We start from the raw sequence: 17850 nt of genomic DNA, 5'->3' as shown, positions 1-17850 counted from the left end.
CCTTCAAGAGGGCATCAAGGCGTTCAACCTGCGCCGGGCGGGCCCGAGGGCGCGCCCTTTGGCCATGACCCCGGCCCACGGGTTGGTGCGGGCCTGTTCGACCGCGTCGGCGATGGTCCAGCGGCGGGCGTCCAGGCCCGGGTCGTCCAGCTGGGTCCAGGCCATCGGGGTGGCCACGGGAGCCCCGGGTTTCGCACGGACGGTGAAGGGGGCGACGGCGGTCTGCGCGTAGGCGTTGCGCTGAATGTCGAGGTAGAGGCGGTCGCCGCGGTCCTTCTTGCGGGCGGCGGTGGTGAGCCGGTCGGGGTGGCCGGCGACCAGGGTGTCGGCGACGTCCTTGGCGAACCGGCGGACCTCGTCGAACTCGTGCCGGCCGTTGAGCGGCACGACGACATGCAGCCCGCGCGAGCCGGTGGTCATCAGCGCCGAGGGCAGACTCAGCTCGTCGAGCAGTTCCCCGAGCAGCCAGGCGGCCTCGCGCACCAGGGCGAAGTCGTCCTCCCCGGCCGGGTCGAGGTCGAAGACCATCCGGTCGGGCCGCTCCACGCTCCCGGTCCGGGACAGCCAGCGGTGCAGGGTGAGGGCGGCCTGGTCGGCGAGGTACAGGAGGGTGGGGGCGTCGTCACAGACGGTGTGGCAGACGGTGCCGCCCTCCTTCGCCACCTCGACGCGGCCGATCCACTCCGGGTAGGAGTCCGGGGTGTTCTTCTGCATGAACACGGGGCCGTCGAGGCCGTCCGGGTGCCGTTCCAGCATCAGCGGACGACCGCGCAGGTGCGGCAGCATGAAGGGCGCGACGGAACGGTAGTAGTCGACGAGATCGGCCTTGGTGTACTCCTTGGCACCGTCGCCGCCGGGGAAGAGCACCTTGTCCGGCCGGTGCACCTCGACGGTGCGCCTGCCCGCGCGTACGGTCCGTACGTCGTCCCCGGTCACGGCACGATCGCCTGCTCCACCAGCAGCCGGCCCGCGGCCGCGATCGACTCGGCGTCGATGCCCGCGGCGTGCAGCTGCTCCTCGGGCGAGGCCGAGCCGGGCATCGTACGGACGGCGAGGCGCACCAGGCGCGGTACGGGACGGCCGTCGGTGAAGGCGTCGAGGACGGCGTCACCGAGGCCGCCCTCCTCGCGGTGGTCCTCCACGGTCAGCAGACAGCCGGTGTCCTCGGCGGCCTGGCGCAGGGTGGCCCGGTCGACCGGCTTGACCGAGTACAGGTCGACGACCCGGACCCGGATGCCCTCCTGCTCCAGTGCCTCGGCGGCCTTGAGTGCCTCGGGCACGGTGACGCCCGCGGCGACGACCGTCAGCCGGTCGCTCTGGGAGAAGCGCAGCACCTTGCTGCCGCCGATCGGGAACTCCTCGTCGGCGCCGTAGATCACCGGGCTCTCGCCGCGGCCCGTGCGCAGATAGCGGATGCCGTCCAGGTCCGCCATCTGGGCGATCAGGCGGGCGGTCTGGTTGGCGTCGCACGGGTACAGCACGGTCGAGCCGTGGATCGCCCGCATCATCGCCAGGTCCTCCAGGCCCATCTGGCTGGGCCCGTCCTGCCCGATGGCGACGCCCGCGTGCGAGCCGACGAGGTTGAGGCCGGCCCCGCTGATGGAGGCCATGCGCACGAAATCGTAGGCACGGGTCAGGAAGGCCGCGAAGGTGCCGGCGTAGGGCACCCAGCCGCGCGCGGCCAGTCCCACGGCGGCCGCGACCATCTGCTGCTCGGCGATGTAGCACTCGAAGTAGCGGTCGGCGTGTTCCTTGGCGAAGTACTCGGTGCGGGTCGAGTCGCCGACCTCGCCGTCCAGGGCGACGACGTCCCCGCGGCCGGTGCCGAGGGCGGCGAGGGCCTGTCCGTAGGCGTCCCGGGTGGCCACGTCCTCGCCGGTGTCCCAGCGGGGCAGGTCCACGTGCCCGGAGCGGACGGCGTGCAGGATGCGGGCGGCCGGCGGCTCGTGCACCTGGACGCGCAGGTCGCGTACGCCACCGAGCTCCTCGATGGCGTCGTCGGCGTTCTTGAGGGGCTTGCCGTGCAGTCCCTCGCGGTCCTCGACGTCGGCGACGCCCTTGCCCTTGAGGGTGCGGGCGAGGATCGCGGTGGGCTGGCCCTTGGTGGACGCGGCCTCGCCGTACGCGCGGTCGATGGCGTCCACGTCGTGCCCGTCGACCTCGACGGTGTGCCAGCCGAAGGCCTGGAAGCGGCGGGCGTAGGCGTCGAGGTCGTGGCCGTGCCGGGTGGGGCCGCGCTGGCCGAGCCGGTTGACGTCCACGATCGCGGTGAGGTTGTCGAGGTGCTCGTGGCTCGCGTGCTCGGCGGCCTCCCAGATCGAGCCCTCGGCGAGTTCGCTGTCACCGCACAGTACCCACACCCGGTAGTCGCTGCGGTCCAGCCGCTTCCCGGACAGCGCGATGCCGACGCCCACCGGCAGTCCCTGGCCGAGCGATCCGGTCGCCGTCTCCACCCAGGGCAGCTTGCGCGGGGTCGGGTGTCCTTCGAGACGGCTGTCGAGCCCTCGGAAGGTCAGCAGTTCCTCGTCGTCGACGGCACCGGCCGCCTTGAACGCGGCGTACATCAACGGTGAGGCATGCCCCTTGGACAGCACGAAGCGGTCGTTGCCGGGGTGTGCGGGGCGGTCGAAGTCGTAGCGGAAGTGGTTGGCGAGGAGTACGGCCATCAGGTCCGCGGCGGACATCGAGGACGTCGGGTGCCCGGAGCCCGCGGCGGCCGAGGCGCGCACACTGTCCACGCGCAACTGCTGGGCGAGTTCGACGAGTTCACCGGTGTTCATGAGTCTCCTTCCGCGGGGTCCGCGTCAGTTCGTTTGGTGGGGCCGGGGCCTTGGCCCGGCTGATATGTGGCGGGTTCGGAGCCCGGGTGGTTCCTGGCGGGCCCGGGCGATTGCTCCGGCGACTCCCACTCAGGTGACTCCCACTCCACCGGCTCCCGCTCGGGCGACTTCCGTTCGGCCGTCTCGCGCGCCTTCGCCTCCGCGATCACCGCCTCGCCCGCGCTTGCCCCAACCTCCGGCTCCTGTGGGTGGGCCTGTACGCAGGCGGGCTCTCCCGGCCTCGTCTCCCGCTCGGTCGCGGCGCCGGGACCGGAGCGCGCGTCGGCATCCTGGCGTGCCTGCGGTCGCCCCGGGGCGTGTGTCAGCTCCGGCGAGGCGGTGTCCAGCGGCACCGCCCAGGACCGTACGAGGCCCAACTGAACGGCTTGGCGCGGGAGTACGGCGTCCAGGAGCCAGTCGGCCGCGACCCGGACCCGGTTGCCCGGCATCGCGGCGAGGTGGTAGCCGCGGGTGACGGCACCGGCCGCGAGGCCGGACAGCGGGACGCCCAGCGGGTTGGCCGCGGCCTTCGCCCCGCCGAGGTCCACGACGAAGCCGAGGTCCCGGTGCTCGTAGGGGCGGCGCACACCGGCTCCCAGGGAGGCGGCGACATTGAGGGCCGCGGTACGGCCCTGTCGCCAGGCGTGCTGCGCCGTCATCGGCGTGTACTGGCCCGGGTTGTCCAGATCGGGCACCGCTGCCGCGTCGCCGCACGCGAACACCTCGGGCCGTCCCGGTACTTGGAGGTTCGGGTCGACGAGCAGCCGGCCGCGCTCCATGGGCAGTCCGAGCGACTCGGCGAGCGGATCGGGCCGTACCCCCACGCACCACACCAGCGACCGGGTCGCGACGAACTCGCCGTCGGTCAGCAGCACCCCCTGCGGTGTCGCCTCCTTCACGGAGGTACCCATCCGCACCTCCACGCCCCGTTCCCTGAGCGTGCGGTCGGCGGTGCGGGACAGATGGGAGTCGAGCTCGGGCAGGACCCGCTCCGCGATGTCCAGGAGGATCCAGCGCGGCCGCATGCCCTTGCGCAGGGGGTGCCTGCGCACCTGTGCGTCGGTGAACAGCTGCCCCTGCGCGGCGACCTCGGTGCCCGTGTAGCCGGCGCCGACCACGACGAAGGTGCACCGCGCGGCGCAGGTCTCGGGATCGTCGGCGGCCGCGGCGAGCTCCACCTGACGGGTCACGTGGTCGCGCAGGTACAGCGCCTCGGGCAGGCCCCGGAAGCCGTGCGCGTGCTCGGCGACCCCGGGGATGGGCAGCAGCTTGTTGACGCTCCCGGCGGCCAGCACCAGCCGGTCGTAGGCGAGCGTGCCGCGGGCGCCCTCGGGGTCGGTGTAGTGGACGGTGCGGCCGTCCAGGTCGATGCCGTCGGCCTCGCCGAGCACCAGACGCACCCATGGCAGCGTGTCGGAGAGGGAGACGGTCACCCGCCGGGGTTCCAGGATGCCGGCGGCGACCTGGGGCAGCAGGGGCAGGTACAGGAAGTAGTCGGTCGGGTTCAGCAGGGTGATGTCGGCCTTGCCGCGGGCTTTTCGGGACAGTTCCTTGGCCGTCCGGTACCCGGCGAAGCCGGCACCGACGATCACTATGCGGGGTCGACTCACGGTTCGCCTCCGGGGCTGTCGCGTACCTCGGGAGCCTTCCGCGTCCCCCTGGCCAGGGCGCCCAAACGCCGGTTTCCGCACGGACCGCCGGGTACTCGGCCAAGGCCCCGCTCATCACGGAACCGCCGGAGGTACCCCCATGCCCGAATACGGCTATTTCCTGTCGTGCGAGGAGTTCGGTCCCGCGGACCTGGTCGAACAGGCCCGGATGGCCGAGCAGGCGGGCTTCAGCTCGCTGTGGATCTCCGACCACTACCACCCGTGGAACGACGCGCAGGGCCAGAGCCCCTTCGTGTGGTCGGTGATCGGCGCACTCTCGGAGGCCGTGTCCCTTCCCATCGAGACGGCCGTGACCTGCCCGACCGTGCGGATCCACCCGGCGGTGGTGGCGCAGGCCGCGGCGACCTCGGCCGTGATGACCAACGGCCGGTTCCGGCTGGGCGTCGGCTCCGGTGAGGCCCTCAACGAGCACGTGCTCGGCCATGTCTGGCCGCCCGCGCACATCCGCCTGGAAATGCTGGAGGAGTCGATCCAGGTGATGCGCCGCCTCTTCACGGGCGAGGAGGTCAACCACCACGGCACGCACTACACCGTGGAGAACGCCCGCCTGTACACGGTCCCCGACGAGCCCGTCCCCATCGACATCTCCGGCTTCGGTCCGGCGGCCACGGCGCTCGCGTCCCGGGTCGGCGACGGCTTCATCACGATGACGCCCGACGAGTCGATGGTGGAGCAGTTCCGCAAGGGCGGCGGGGCCGGCAAGCCGGTCATCGGCGGAACGAAGGTCTGCTACGGCAACGACCGCGACGAGTGCGTCGCCACGGTCCGCAAGCTGTGGTTCAACCAGTTCCTGCCCGGCGAGATGGCCCAGATCCTGCCCTCGCCGCGCCACTTCGAGCAGCTGGAGCCGCTGGTCACCGAGGAGATGGTGCGCGAGAAGGCGGTGTGCGGGGACGACGTCGACGAGCACGTCTCCACGCTGAGCGCGTTCGCCGACGCCGGCTTCGACCGGGTCTACGTCAACCAGATCGGCCCCGACCAGCGCGGCTTCTTCGACTTCTACCGTACGAAGGTGCTGCCCCAGCTCCAGCAGGGGTGAGCGATGAGACTCCACCGCCCGGTCGTCTCGGTGTACACGGTGCCGACCGACGCCCCCGAGGCCGACGGCACGCTCGCCTGGGACACCACGACGATGGTGATCGCCGAGGTGACGACCGGGGAGGAGACCGGCACGGGCTGGACCTACGGCCCGGCCGCGGTCGGTGACTTCCTCACCGAGCGGCTCGGACCGCTGGTCGAGGGCCGCGACCCGATGGACATCCCGGCGCTGCACGACGCGATGTGCCGTTCGGTCCGCAACGCGGGCCGTCCGGGCATCGCGGCGTGCGCGATCTCGGCCCTCGACATCGCCCTGTGGGACCTGAAGGCCCGCGTCCTGGAACTCCCGCTGGCGCGTCTGCTCGGCGTCGCCCGCGAGCACGTTCCCGTCTACGGCAGCGGTGGCTTCACGACGTACCACGACACGCATCTGGCCGCGCAGCTCAACGGCTGGGTGCACGGCCAGGGCATCCCCCGCGTCAAGCTGAAGATCGGCGAGAGCTGGGGCCGGGCGGTCCCCCGCGACCTGTCCCGGGTCCGCACGGCCCGTGAAGTCATCGGCCCGGACGCGGAGTTGTACGTCGACGCGAACGGCGCGTACACCCGCAAGCAGGCGGTCCGGGTGGGCAACGCCCTGGTGGAGCACGGCGTCGGCTGGTTCGAGGAACCGGTGTCATCGGACGACCTGACGGGCCTGCGGCTGGTCCGTGACGCCCTCGTCTGCGATGTCACGGCCGGTGAGTACGGCTACGACCTGCCGTACTTCGCGCGCATGATCGCGGCCGGCGCCGTGGACTGTCTCCAGGTGGACGCGACCCGCTGCGGCGGTGTCACGGAGTTCCTGCGCGCGGCGGCGCTGGCCCAGGCCCACGGCCTGGAGATCTCCACCCACTGCGCTCCGCACGCGCACGCGGCGGCGGCCGCCGCGATCCCCAACATCCGGCACATGGAGTGGTTCCACGACCATGTGCGCATCGAGGACATGTTCTTCGACGGCGCACTGGATCCGACGGGAGGCACGGTCCGCCCGGTGGCGGGGGTGGGCCACGGTCTGACGCTGCGCACGGAGGAGGTGGAGGAGTACCGGGTGGCCTGAACTCCGTTGCCCCGGTGCTCCCCCGGCCCGCCCCTGCTCAGCCCCGGCGGCGCAGCCCGGAAGTCACCGTGACACCCAGCGCGCCGGCCGCGGCCGCCACGAGCCCCACGCCCAGGCGGGCGCGGTTGCGGGAGAGCCAGTCCTGCGGGCTCTTGGACACGGTCTCCTCGTCGAACCGCCCGTGCGCCCCGAAGTCCCGTCCGTGCGGCCCGTCCGCGGGCGCCCACAGGTTCCCGGGACCGCCGTGCTCGCCCTCCTCCTGCTGTGCCTCGAAGTTGGTGCGGGCGAGATAGCGGTCCAGGACCCCGGGCGCGACGGCGTTGGCGACGAGCGTGGCCACCGTGGACCCGCCGACCCAGTACTCCCGCCGGCGCGCGTGGGAGGCCGCGTGGACGACCGCGCGTGCGGCGACCTCGGGCTGGTAGACTGGCGCCACGGGACGGGCCTTGCCGGGCATCCGGTTCAACACCCAGTCGAACTGGGGTGTGTTGAGGCCCGGCAGCTGCACCATGGTCGTACGGACACCGGTGCCCGAGTGGAGCAGCTCGCACCGCAGGGACTCGTTGAAGCCCTGGATGGCGTGCTTGGCCCCGCAGTACGCGGACTGCAGGGGAATGCCCCGGTAGGCCAGCGCGGACCCCACCTGCACGATCGTGCCGCGGTCCCGCGGCAGCATGTGGTGGAGGGCGGCCCGGGTGCCGAACACATAGCCCAGGTACGTCACTTCGGTGACCCGCCGGAACTCGTCCGGGGTGATCTCCGTGAAGGGCGCGAAGACCCCGGTGAAGGCGTTGTTGACCCAGACGTCGATGTGCCCGTAGGCGTCGACGACCTGCTGGGCGGCGTCGTCGACCGCCTTGGGGTCGGCCATGTCGACGCTCACGACGAGCGCCTCACCGCCTGCCCGCTGCACCTCGTCGGCGGCGGCCGCGAGGCCCTCGCGGCCGCGGGCCAGCAGGGCGACGCGGGCGCCGCGTTCGGCGAAGGCCCGGGCCGTGGCCCGTCCCACGCCGCCGCTTGCCCCGGTCACCACGACGACCTTGCCCTGCTTCACGTGCGCTTCCTTCCCTGCGTCACGCGCCACCGGGCGTCAGGCCCGGTGGTGCGGCTGCTCGGGGTCGATGCCGTCCTGCCCCGGCGCGGTGCCCGGCTCCGGTGTGCCCGGGGTCCCGGGGGCGACGGGCGGCATGGGCGGATAGGGCGTCCCGAGCCCGCTCGGCGGGGCCGCCACCGGTGCGGCCGCCTCGGCGGTCCGGTCCGGAACGGCCGCCGCCTCCGCCTCCCGCCCGGCCCTCGGCCGGGACGCGGACGGCCTGGCCGCACCGCGCAGTGCGTAGGCCACGGCCCCCAGGATCACGGCGGTGATCAGTGCGGCGGCCCAGTCGGGCAGCCCGAGGGCGAGGGCCAGGCCCACGGCGAGTGCCAGGGCCGCCCCCGCGTACAGCGCGACGGCACCGGACGCGGCGTACAGCATGGCCGTACGGCGCTGCTTGCGCGTCTGCTCGCGCAGCTCGTCCCGTACGGTCTCGCGCGCCACCTGCGCCAGCTCGTCGACCAGATGCCTGTCCAGATGCTCCAGGTGATCCAAGCGCTCCATGGCCGCCGGGTACCCGCACAGGCGTGCGCATAACGCCGGGCCGCGTGTGCGGTACGGGCGGCCGGGTCGGGAGGATCGCGTGAAACGATCTCCGCGGCCCTGCGACCGCAATTAGGCTCGTCCGCATGGACATTCTGGGAACCACGCTGCGTGTCTGTGTCGACGACCTGGAGGCCGCGGTCGTCTTCTACGAACGGCTCGCGGGCGCCACGGCCCTCCGTTTCGAGCGCGGCGGCGTCCAGGTCGCCGCGGTGGGCTGCTTCCTGCTGATGAGCGGCCCCGAGGCCGAGCTGGAGGTGCTGCGCAAGGTCGCGGCGACCATCGCGGTGAAGGACGTCGACGAGGCCCACCAGCTGCTCAGCGAGCTGGGCGCCCGGGTCATCGCGGGCCCGGTGCCCACGCCGGTGGGCCGCAATCTGATCGCGATGCATCCGGACGGCGTGGTGTACGAGTACGTGGACCGCAACGTCACCTGACGGGACCGGCTCCCCTACGTCGGCGGCCGCATACGGAAGTCGTAGCGCGCCGGAAGCGGCTCGTCGGGGGAGCTGATGCGGCTCCACAGTTCGCCGATCGCCTCGGCGCCCTCCCGCAGGTCGGCGACCTCGAAGCCGTCCTCGAAGACGGCCCGGGCCGCCTCGGGCCGTCCCTCGGCGAGCAGCAGTCCGGCCTCGATCAGCCGGAACCTGCCGCGCGCCCGGATCGCCGGGTACAGCCGCTCCCACACGGAACGCGCCTCGGAAGTACGCCGCGCCGCGAGAAGCGCCTCCAGCGTCTCGCGGCCGAGCGCGGCGGTGGCCGCCGTCCACGTCTCGCCGTCGTCGCGCCGCTCGTGGCACAGGTCGTCGAAGGCGTCGGCGTACCGGTCGGCGGCCCGCTCCCGGTTGCCGCTCTCCTGGTCGGCCACGGCGAGACAGCGCAGCAACGGCCAGCGGGACGGCGCCAGTTCGAGTCCCCGCTCCCAGCTGCGCACGGCCTGTGCCCGGTCCCCCGCGTGCCACTGGGCGACTCCCAGGTGGTACTCGGCGAGCGGGGTGGCGGGCGCGGTCTCCAGCATGTCCCGCCAGTGCGGGGCGACCAGGGTGTCCCCGGGCGGCCGTACCCGGCGCGGTTCGGGGAGGGACCCGGTGCGCAGCAGCTCCAGCCAGGGCTCCTGCGCCTGGCCGAGGGTGCTTTCCCCGAATGGGGTGCCGGGCAGCTTCCAGTCGGCGCGCAGCGCTTCGAGGGCGCCCCAGCCCGAGCCGACGGCCAGGGTCTCGCCGGGTTCGGTGTCGGCGTACGGCTTCCAGGCGGCGTAGGCCGCGTCGACGGCGGCCCGCGGCAGTACGGCTTCCAGGTGTGCCTCCGCCTCGGCCGGCACCGGCGGCGCGCTGAGCGGCCCGTACGCCTCCAGCCACGCCACCTCGCTCCCGGCGTCCAGGCGTACGTGCTCCAGCTGGGTGCGGGCGAGTCCGGCCTGGATCTCGCAGCAGCCGCCGGTGCCTGGTTCGGTGAGCCACTCCCGCCAGCGCCGGCCGCCGCTGCCGGTCCCCCACACGAACAGCTTGCGGCCGCGCAGGAGGTCGGTGGACGTCTGCACCAGGCCGTGGCCGTCGCCGTCGAGGGCGGCGATCCAGCGGCGCCGGGCGTCGGGCAGGTCGTAGAAGTAGTCGGCGGCGTACGGGCTGTCCAGGGGGTCCGGCGGGACGGGCACCCGGCGCAGGTGGCGCTCGTAGCCGAACTGCCAGGCGTCCTCGGCCGGGGCGAGCACCCTGCGTCCCTCGGGGACGGCGATGTTCGACCACCAGTAGGCCGGTACCGGCCGCTCGTGCGGATTGCGGATGCGCACTCCGGCGTACAGGAAGTCCGACCCGTCCGGGAGCCACAGGTCCACCTGGAAGGGCAGGTCGCGCAGCCGCTCCCACTCCCACAGGCGGAGCATCTCTCCGCCGTCGGGAGCGGGCACGCGGGCGGCATGCAGGGGTGCGCAGGACAGGGTGGTGTGGCCGGTGGCGCCGATGTTCCACTCGATGCCGCCGGAGAACCAGGCGCCGTTCAGGGCGAAGTTCGCCGGCTGGAACACCGGGTTGCGGTACAGGAGTTCACGCCCGGTGGCCTTGTGGAGGAGGGAGGCGACCCGGCCGCCGAGACCGGGGAGGACCGTGGCCCTGAGCCGGTCGTTCTCGATCACGACCGTCTCGAAGGCGCGGGGTGCGCGCTCTCTGCCGTAGCCGTCCCGGACACGGACGGGCAGCAGGCTCCCCAGTGGCCCGTAACCCGCCTGCCGGGCCATGTCCCGGGGCAGGTCGTCGCGCTCCCGCACGTCGATGCGGTGGTCCCCCACTGCCTTGAGGGCGTGGGAGGTGCCCCCATCGTGCAGGAGCCGCAGCGGGGGCAGGGGGTTGTCGGGGCCCAGCGGTGCGGCGGGCAGGGTGAGCACGTCTCGCCGGATCGTCGTCACGATCACCATGGAAACCGCTCGGCACCGAGTCGGCCAGGGGAGCTGCCGGTCAGGATTGCGCAAAGGCGTCCACGACGATGTCGGTGAGCAGCGCGCCCGCGGTGCCCTCGGGGTCCAGATCGGGGTCGTAGATGGTGACGTTGAGGCCGGCGCAGGAAGGGGAGGCGAGCAACGGCCGTAGCAGCGCGACGAGTTCGGCGGGTTGGAGCCCGTCCGGGTCGGGGCTGTCGACAGCGGGCATCACGGACGGGTCGAGGCAGTCGGCGTCCAGGTGCACCCAGAAGCCGTCGATCTCCGGGGTCTCGAAGGCCTGGGCGGTGGCCCGGGCGAGGGCGTCCGCACCCCACTCCCGGACGTCACCGACGGTCACCACCGGGATCTTGAGGCCGGCGAGTTCGGCCCGGTCCTCCTCGAACGCGTCGCGGATCCCGAAGAACCGCACGTCCTCGTCCCGCAGATAGGGCTTCAGCCCCTCCAGGTCCGTCAGGTCCTCCTGTCCGCGGCCGGTGCCCAGCGCGACCTCCTCGCCGCCCGCCGCGCCGATCCGGTCGGAGTTGCCGGGGTGCCGGAAGTCCGGCGAGGCGTCGATCGCGGCCAGTCCGTAACGTCCGACCCGGCGCAGGGCGAGCGAGGCGCCGAGCTGAACGGAGCAGTCCCCGCCGAGGACGACGGGGAATTCCCCGGCGCGCACGTGGCGCTCGATGCGGTCGGCCAGCTTCACGGTGTACGACGCGATGGCGGCGGCGTTGAAGACCCCGTCGCCCTCCTGCCAGTCCCCGCGGTCGTAGCGCGGCGGTACGACCACCCCGCCCTCCAGGGCGTGCAGCCTCCCCCACTGCCTTAAAGGCGTGGGGGGACCCCCACCACGATCCGCTGCTCGCGGAGGGCGCCGGCGAGTTTGTGGCAGCCGGGCACGGTACCGGGGGCGGGCGGGCGCAGGCCGAGGTTGGAGGGGGCGTCCAGCACGACGATATTCCGCATGCGGAGCATCCTCGCCGACGTACAGTCGACCGTCCACGGAGATACGCGAGGGAGCGACAGTGAGTGAGCAGCACACCTACCGGGTGATCGTCCGCGGCACGTGGGAGGGGCTCACCGACGAGGCCCGTGCCGGGCTGCTCGCCGAGGCGGCGGACCACGGCATGGCGAGCATGCGGTTCTCCGAGGAGGGCTCGCTGTCCTACGAACCGGCGCCGCTGAAGCACTTCTCCATGCGGTACGTGGTGGTGTCGGACGCGGCGGACGGCGAGGAGATGGCGGGCGCGATCGCCGAGGACCGCGCGCAGACGGCACTCCGTGAGCTCGGCTACGGCTTCGGCGACCTGAGGTCGACGGTCACGGACCTCGACACCATGAAGATCAACCGGAAGCCCGCATCTCGGCGGTGATCGCCCAGCGCTCGTGGTCCCGCCACTCCCCGTCGATGTGGAGCATCTTCGGGGAGAACCCTTCGAGCCGGAAGCCGCAGCTGCGGGCGAGGGCGAGGGAGGCGGTGTTGCCGGGCTGTGCGTTGATCTCGAGACGGTGCAGCCGCATCGGGCCGAAGGCGTGGTCGACCACGAGGTTCAGCCCCTCGCGCATCAGCCCGCGCCCGGCGGCGTGCGCGAAGGCGCCGTAACCGAGGGCCCCGCACCAGAAGCCGCCCTGGACGATGTTGTTGATGTTGATGAACCCGGCGATGGCCCCGCCGCCCCGCTCCCCGTCCTTCTTACAGACCAGGAACCCCGCCTTGGCCGGGTCCTCGATCAGCCGGCCGGCGTACGCGAGGTAGGCGCTCTCGCTGTCCGGCGGGAACAGCCAGGGCTGGTGCAGTTCCTTGCTCTCCCGGGCCCGCGCGGTGAACTCGGCGGCGTCCTCGTAGGTGAAGTGACGAATGCCGACGCGGGGGCCTTCGGCGAGACAGCGGGAAGCGGTGTGCGGCATCCCGCCAGCCTACGACGACCTGACCGCGGTTCTTCATGACGTACGTCCCGCACAGCGCGCCGATCAGGGCGCCCACGCCCCGCCCCTGCCCCTGTCCTTGGTGGGGTGAATCCCCGCCGGGCCGCCGTCAGTGCCGCTGCGCGCACCCGTGGCTGGCTCAGCGCAGGGCGGGTTCGCCGAGCGTCAGCGTGCCGGTGTCCGCGTCGAGTTCGGCCGTCACCCCGAACGGGATCGTCAGCGCCCCCTCGCCGTGTCCGAAGCCGAACTCCTCGACGACGGGGACGCCGAGGCCGCCGAGCCGGTCGAGGAGCAGCGCGCGCACCCTCTCGTACGGTTCGCACTTCTCCCACGACCCGAGAAGCACCCCGCGCACCCCGTCGAGCCAGCCCGCGCGCAGGAGTTGGGTCAGATAGCGGTCGAGACGGTACGTCTCCTCGCCGACGTCCTCCAGGCAGAGCAGCCCGCCGCGCGCTCCGGGCCTGGCGTGGGCGGAGCCCAGTTCGGAGGCGAGCAGGCACAGACAGCCGCCCAGGGTGACACCGCGGGCCCGGCCGGGGACGAGGGCCGTGCCGCCGGAGGCGAGCGTGCGGACCGTCTCCGGCGCGAACAGCGTGGCCTTCAGATGCTCCTGGGCCCGCCCGTTCTTGATGAAGTCCATGCCGGCCGCCATCGGACCGTACAGCGTGACCAGGCCGAGCCGGGCGGCGAAGGCCTCGTGCAGCGCGGTGACATCGCTGAACCCGACCAGCACCTTCGGCCCGGCCGCGCGCAGGGCCTCCCAGTCGAGCAGGTCGACCATGCGCATCACGCCGTATCCGCCCCGGGCGCACAGCACGGCGTCCACCGACGGGTCGCACCAGGCGTTCTGGAGATCAGCCGCCCGGTCGGCGTCGGTGCCCGCCAGGTAGGTGAACTCGCCGTGCCGGTCCAGGACATGGGGTGCCACGACCGGGTCGAGATCCCAGCCGCGCAGGATGTCCAGGCCCGCCTGGAGGCGCTCCTCCGGCACCGGCCCGCTGGGCGCGACGACGGCCACGCGGGCTCCGGGCGCGAGTCTGGGCGGTCGTACGAGTTCTGTCACCTGGTGAGCTCCAATGTTGGGACGCCGGGCGGGTTGAGACCGAACACCTGGGCGTACAGGGAGAGTTCGGCCTCCAACGCGCGGATCATCGTGTCCGCCCGGCGGAACCCGTGCCCCTCCCCCTCGAAGGCGAGGTAGGCGTGCGGCACCTGACGTCCCGCGATCCGGGCGAGGAACCGCTCGCACTGCGCGGGCGGGCAGATCACGTCGTCCAGGCCCTGGAGCAGCAGGAAGGGTGCGGTGACCCGGTCGGCGTGTTCGACGGGCGAGCGTTCCGTGTACCGTCCTGGGACCTCGGCGAGCGGTCCGACCAGGCTCTCCAGGTACTGGGACTCGAAGTCGTGGGTCTCCCCGGTGCCCCAGCCGGCCAGGTCGAGGATGGGGTAGACGATGGTGCCGCAGGCGTAGACGTCGGTCATGGTGAGCGAGGCGGCGGCGGTCCAGCCGCCCGCGCTGCCGCCGCGGACGGCGAGCCGGTCGCGGTCGGCGGTGCCCTCGTCGGCGAGGGCGAGCGCGACGGCGGCGCAGTCCTCGACGTCGACCACGCCCCACTGCTCGCGCAGCCGGTTGCGGTACTCCCGCCCGTATCCGGTCGAGCCGCCGTAGTTGACCTCGGCGACGCCGATGCCGCGGGAGGTGAAGTAGGCGATCGAGAGGTCGAGCACGAGGGGCGCGTGGCCGGTCGGTCCGCCGTGCGCCCAGACGACGTACGGCGGCAGCTCGTCGCCGGGCGCCCGGTACCCGGGGTGGTGCGGCGGGTAGACGTGGGCGTGGATGTCCCGGCCGTCCGGCCCGGTGAAGACGCGGATCAGGGGCTCGGGGTAGTGCACCGGGTCGACCGGGTCGTCGTGCTCGGCGCCGATCACCCGGGCCCGGCCGGTGCAGGTGTCCAGCTCCACGACCTCGTAGGCCGTGCGCGGGCTGGCGCCCACGGCGACGACCCGCTCGCCGTGCACCGCGAGGGTGGGCGCGAACTCGGTCCAGGGACCGGCCGCGTCGACGAGTTCACCGGTCTCCGGGTCCAGGATGCCGAGCGCGGTCGATCCGGTGCCGTGCACGACGGCGATCAGGCCGCTGTCCAGCGGGGCGAACCAGCGCTGCCCGACCTTCCACAGGGCGCCGCCGAACTCCTCCTCACGCGGGCAGAGTTGCTCGCCGTCGCGGTAGAGGTTCCACCAGCCGGTGCGGTCGCTCGCGTACAGGAGGCGGCCGTCGGGCGACCAGTCGGCCTGGGCGATGGACTCCTCCGGGCCGCCGGCCACCGTGCGGGGCTCCCGGAGCGTGCCGCCCAGGACCTCGGCGACGATCAGCTCCGTGCCGTCCCAGGGCATCCGCGGATGGTCCCAGGCGAGCCAGGCCGCGCGCGAGCCGTCGGGCGAGATGCGGGGGCCGGTGACGAACCGGTGGCGGTCGTCGGTGAGTTCGCGCACCGCGTCCCGGTCCTGCACGGCCGAGCCGTCCAGCGGCACGGCGGCCAGGACCCGGCGGACGTCGGTGGGCCCGTCTCCGGTGAACTCCTCCAGGACGCACCACACTTCACCCAGCTCGGGTCTCAACTGCGGCTCCGCCCAGCGCAGTCCGCCGCCGACCGGGGAGACGGGCGTCAAGGGACGCGGCTCACCCCCGGGCTCGTACCGGTACAGCCGCTGGTCGGCGAAGTGCACGAACACGACGAGCGGTTCGCCGGCCACCACCTCGCCGGCCCAGGGGTGACCGCCGTACTCGATGACCCTGCTGCGCACGTTCCACGGCGCCGGCAGCACCGGCTCCTCCCGGCCGTCGGGGCGCCTGCGCACCAGGGTGCGGCGGCCGCCCTCGGTGGGCCGGGGCTCGGTCCACCACACCTCGTCCCCGACGAGGCCCAGCCATTCGGGGTGCCCGTCGTGCGCGGCGGCGAGCGCCGCGTCGATGGGCGAGGGCCAGGAACCGTATGCCGACGTCTGCACGTTCTCCCCCACTTGCTCAGGCGGTTCGCAGGAAGCGGTCGAGTACCCGCACGCCGAAGTGCAGTGCCTCGACGGGGACGCGTTCGTCGACCCCGTGGAAGAGGGCCTGGTAGTCGAAGCCCTCCGGGAGCTTCAGGGGCGCGAACCCGTACCCGGTGATGCCCAGGCGGGAGAACTGCTTGGCGTCCGTGCCGCCGGACATGCAGTACGGCACCACGTGCCCCTCGGGCGCGAACTCCTCCACCGCGGCACGCATGCCGGCGTACGTCGGTGAGTCGACCGGTGCCTGGAGGGCGACCTCGCGATGGCTGAACTCCCAGTCCACGTCCGGGCCGGTGAGCAGGTCGAGGGTCGCCCGGAACTCGTCCTCGCCGCCGGGCAGATAACGCCCGTCGACGTAGGCCACGGCCTCCCCCGGGATCACGTTGAGCTTGTAACCGGCCTGCAGCATGGTCGGGTTGGCGCTGTTGCGGACGGTCGCCTCGACCAGCTTGGCCGCCGGGCCCAGCTTCTCCAGCAGTCCGTCCACGTCGCTCAGGTCGGTCTCGATGCCGTAGAGCGCGGCGAGTTCGGCGAGGGCCGCGCGGACGGTCGGGGTGAGCCGCAGCGGCCACTCGTGCTCGCCGATGCGGGTCACGGCGGCGGCGAGCCGGGTGACAGCGTTCTCCTTGTTGACCTTGGAGCCGTGCCCGGCGCGGCCGTTCGCGGTGAGCTTGAGCCAGCCCGTGCCGCGCTCCCCCGCCCCGATCGGGTAGATCTGCCGGCCGGCGCCGTCGTGGAAGGTGAACGCCCCCGACTCGCTGATCCCCTCCGTGCAGCCCTCGAAGAGCTCCGGGTGCTCGTCGGCGAGGAACCCCGAGCCGTCCTCGGCGCTGGCCTCCTCGTCGGCGGTGAACGCGATCACGAGGTCCCGCCGGGGCCGTAGGCCCTGCCGGGCCCAGGACCGCACCACGGCCAGGATCATCGCGTCCATGTTCTTCATGTCGACCGCCCCGCGGCCCCAGACGACCCCGTCGCGGACCTCCCCGGAGAAGGGGTGCACACTCCAGTCGGCGGCCTCGGCGGGCACCACGTCCAGATGACCGTGGATGAGCACCGCGTCCGCCGACGGGTCGGTGCCCTCGATGCGGGCGACGACGTTCGTCCGGCCCTCGGTGCGCTCCAGCATCAGGGGCTCAAGGCCCGCCCCGGCCAGCTGCTCGGCCGCGTACTCGGCGGCGGGCCGCTCCTGGCAGTCGCCGCCGCCCCGGTTCGTGGTGTCGATGCGGATGAGGTCGGAGGTGAACCGGACGACCTCGTCCAGTGCCTGCTGGTCAGCCATACTGCTCCTCCACGGCGGCCGAGACGATGGTGGTGACCGCCTTGAAGGTACGGATTCCCGCGTACATGGTCTCGTTCGTGTACGCCACCTTCCGCGCCCCGATCCGCTCCACACCCGGCACCACGGTGGCGGCCATCGCGAGGTGCTCGGCGTCGAACTCGACCGCGATCGTGAACGGCCCCGCCTGTACGGGTTCCTGACGGACCGCCAGCCGGGCGGCCTCCTTCGCCGCGGCCCGGATGTCGGCGGCCGTGCGGGCCGGCGTACGGCACACGGCCGCGTACCGCGAGACATGGTCCTTGACGGCGACCTTCAGCGCCTCGGGGGCGTAGCCGAGGGCGTCCTCGCAGGCCACGTCGTCCCCGGTGACGAGGACCACGGGGACGCCGTACTCCGCGACCACGTGCGCGTTGAGGTACCCCTCGCTCGCGGGCACGTCGTTCAGCCACACCCCGGTGATGGAGTTGGCGAGGTAGGTGTGGGCGAGGACGCCCTCCTGACCCGCGCCCGCGTGGTAGCCGAGGAAGGCGATGCCGTCGACGTCGCCGTGCTGGACTCCCTCGATCATGGAGAGGTCCTTGTGCCGGCCTGTGAGCATCTGCGCCCGCTCGTCCAGCTGTTCGAGCAGCAGGTTGCGCATGGTCGAGTGCGCCTCGTTGATGAGCACCTCGTCGGCGCCGCCGTCGAAGAAGCCCAGCACGGCGGCATTCACGTCCGAGGTGAACAGGGAGCGGCACCGTTCCCACTGCGACGCCCCCGGCATCACGTCGTCCGGCCACGTGACACCCGTGGCGCCCTCCATGTCGGCGCTGATCAGGATCTTCATGGTCCGCCACGTTACGCGGCGCGGAGGTTCACGTCGCCCGCGTGGGGTGAGGCGAGTCGGATGCGGCCCACCCCCACCGCACAGGCCATTCCT

Annotated in this window: 15 protein-coding genes and 1 pseudogene; 4 read left to right on the top strand and 12 right to left on the bottom strand. The window is 72.8% G+C overall.

Going from position 1 to position 17850, the window contains the following annotated elements; genetic code table 11:
* Positions 1 to 3: 3 nt before the first annotated feature.
* Genes ligD through H293_RS0117425 form a run of 3 tightly spaced genes read right to left on the bottom strand, consistent with a single transcriptional unit; the run spans position 4 to position 4429 of the window.
* Entirely contained in the window at positions 4 to 936 is a 933-nt protein-coding gene (ligD, locus tag H293_RS0117435) for a non-homologous end-joining DNA ligase (protein WP_020119148.1), read from the bottom strand.
* Positions 933 to 2780, bottom strand: a complete 1848-nt coding sequence (locus H293_RS0117430; protein WP_020119147.1) for a transketolase — start codon at positions 2778 to 2780, stop codon at positions 933 to 935. Before H293_RS0117430 ends, ligD begins: the two co-directional genes overlap by 4 nt.
* Entirely contained in the window at positions 2777 to 4429 is a 1653-nt protein-coding gene (locus H293_RS0117425) for an NAD(P)/FAD-dependent oxidoreductase (protein WP_028807933.1), read from the bottom strand. Before H293_RS0117425 ends, H293_RS0117430 begins: the two co-directional genes overlap by 4 nt.
* A gap of 139 nt (positions 4430 to 4568) precedes the next feature.
* On the opposite strand from H293_RS0117425, the gene H293_RS0117420 reads away from it, so the two are divergent.
* Together H293_RS0117420 and H293_RS0117415 are read left to right on the top strand one after the other, a co-directional pair.
* Positions 4569 to 5528, top strand: coding sequence for an LLM class F420-dependent oxidoreductase (locus H293_RS0117420; RefSeq protein ID WP_020119145.1), 960 nt, complete (start codon positions 4569 to 4571; stop codon positions 5526 to 5528).
* Between the two features lie 3 nt (positions 5529 to 5531).
* Positions 5532 to 6623 carry an enolase C-terminal domain-like protein gene (locus tag H293_RS0117415; protein ID WP_020119144.1) on the top strand — a complete coding sequence of 364 codons (1092 nt, stop codon included), beginning with the start codon at positions 5532 to 5534 and terminating at the stop codon, positions 6621 to 6623.
* Between the two features lie 37 nt (positions 6624 to 6660).
* On the opposite strand, the gene H293_RS0117410 is transcribed toward H293_RS0117415, so the two are convergent.
* Both H293_RS0117410 and H293_RS0117405 read right to left on the bottom strand, forming a co-directional pair.
* A complete protein-coding gene (locus tag H293_RS0117410; protein ID WP_020119143.1) occupies positions 6661 to 7677 on the bottom strand; it encodes an SDR family oxidoreductase in 1017 nt (338 codons plus the stop codon).
* Positions 7678 to 7713: 36 nt separating this feature from the next.
* Positions 7714 to 8220, bottom strand: a complete 507-nt coding sequence (locus H293_RS0117405) for a phage holin family protein (protein WP_028807932.1) — start codon at positions 8218 to 8220, stop codon at positions 7714 to 7716.
* Positions 8221 to 8345: 125 nt separating this feature from the next.
* On the opposite strand from H293_RS0117405, the gene H293_RS0117400 reads away from it, so the two are divergent.
* Complete coding sequence (locus H293_RS0117400) at positions 8346 to 8696, top strand: VOC family protein (protein ID WP_020119141.1); 351 nt, start codon at positions 8346 to 8348, stop codon at positions 8694 to 8696.
* A gap of 14 nt (positions 8697 to 8710) precedes the next feature.
* Here H293_RS0117400 and H293_RS0117395 read toward each other — a convergent pair whose 3' ends face one another.
* Both H293_RS0117395 and H293_RS52740 read right to left on the bottom strand, forming a co-directional pair.
* Positions 8711 to 10669, bottom strand: coding sequence for a DUF5107 domain-containing protein (locus H293_RS0117395; protein WP_020119140.1), 1959 nt, complete (start codon positions 10667 to 10669; stop codon positions 8711 to 8713).
* Positions 10670 to 10709: 40 nt separating this feature from the next.
* Positions 10710 to 11641: pseudogene (locus H293_RS52740) on the bottom strand (arginase family protein).
* A 59-nt stretch (positions 11642 to 11700) separates the two neighbouring features.
* On the opposite strand from H293_RS52740, the gene H293_RS0117385 reads away from it, so the two are divergent.
* A complete protein-coding gene (locus H293_RS0117385) occupies positions 11701 to 12048 on the top strand; it encodes a DUF6204 family protein (RefSeq protein ID WP_020119139.1) in 348 nt (115 codons plus the stop codon).
* Here H293_RS0117385 and H293_RS0117380 read toward each other — a convergent pair.
* From H293_RS0117380 to H293_RS0117360, 5 genes are all read right to left on the bottom strand, one after another.
* On the bottom strand, positions 12020 to 12583 hold the full coding sequence (locus H293_RS0117380; RefSeq protein ID WP_020119138.1) for a GNAT family N-acetyltransferase: 564 nt from the start codon (positions 12581 to 12583) through the stop codon (positions 12020 to 12022). The two genes, H293_RS0117385 and H293_RS0117380, sit on opposite strands and share 29 nt — an antisense overlap.
* 157 nt (positions 12584 to 12740) lie before the next feature.
* Positions 12741 to 13664 (bottom strand): S66 peptidase family protein, encoded by a 924-nt coding sequence (locus H293_RS0117375; protein ID WP_028807931.1) that lies wholly within the window; start codon positions 13662 to 13664, stop codon positions 12741 to 12743.
* Positions 13661 to 15610 carry a dipeptidyl-peptidase 5 gene (locus H293_RS0117370; protein ID WP_028807930.1) on the bottom strand — a complete coding sequence of 650 codons (1950 nt, stop codon included), beginning with the start codon at positions 15608 to 15610 and terminating at the stop codon, positions 13661 to 13663. The genes H293_RS0117375 and H293_RS0117370 overlap by 4 nt, the downstream gene beginning before the upstream one ends.
* 16 nt (positions 15611 to 15626) lie before the next feature.
* Positions 15627 to 16931: a M20/M25/M40 family metallo-hydrolase gene (locus tag H293_RS0117365; protein ID WP_020119135.1), complete on the bottom strand. Its 1305-nt coding sequence runs from the start codon at positions 16929 to 16931 to the stop codon at positions 15627 to 15629.
* Positions 16924 to 17757 (bottom strand): M55 family metallopeptidase, encoded by an 834-nt coding sequence (locus tag H293_RS0117360; RefSeq protein WP_020119134.1) that lies wholly within the window; start codon positions 17755 to 17757, stop codon positions 16924 to 16926. Before H293_RS0117360 ends, H293_RS0117365 begins: the two co-directional genes overlap by 8 nt.
* Positions 17758 to 17850: the final 93 nt, after the last annotated feature.

This window comes from Streptomyces canus 299MFChir4.1 (genome assembly GCF_000383615.1).
Classification (GTDB): Bacteria; Actinomycetota; Actinomycetes; order Streptomycetales; family Streptomycetaceae; genus Streptomyces; species Streptomyces canus_C.
Note: the sequence above shows the minus strand (reverse complement) of the source record. Positions and strands in the feature narration are given on the sequence as shown.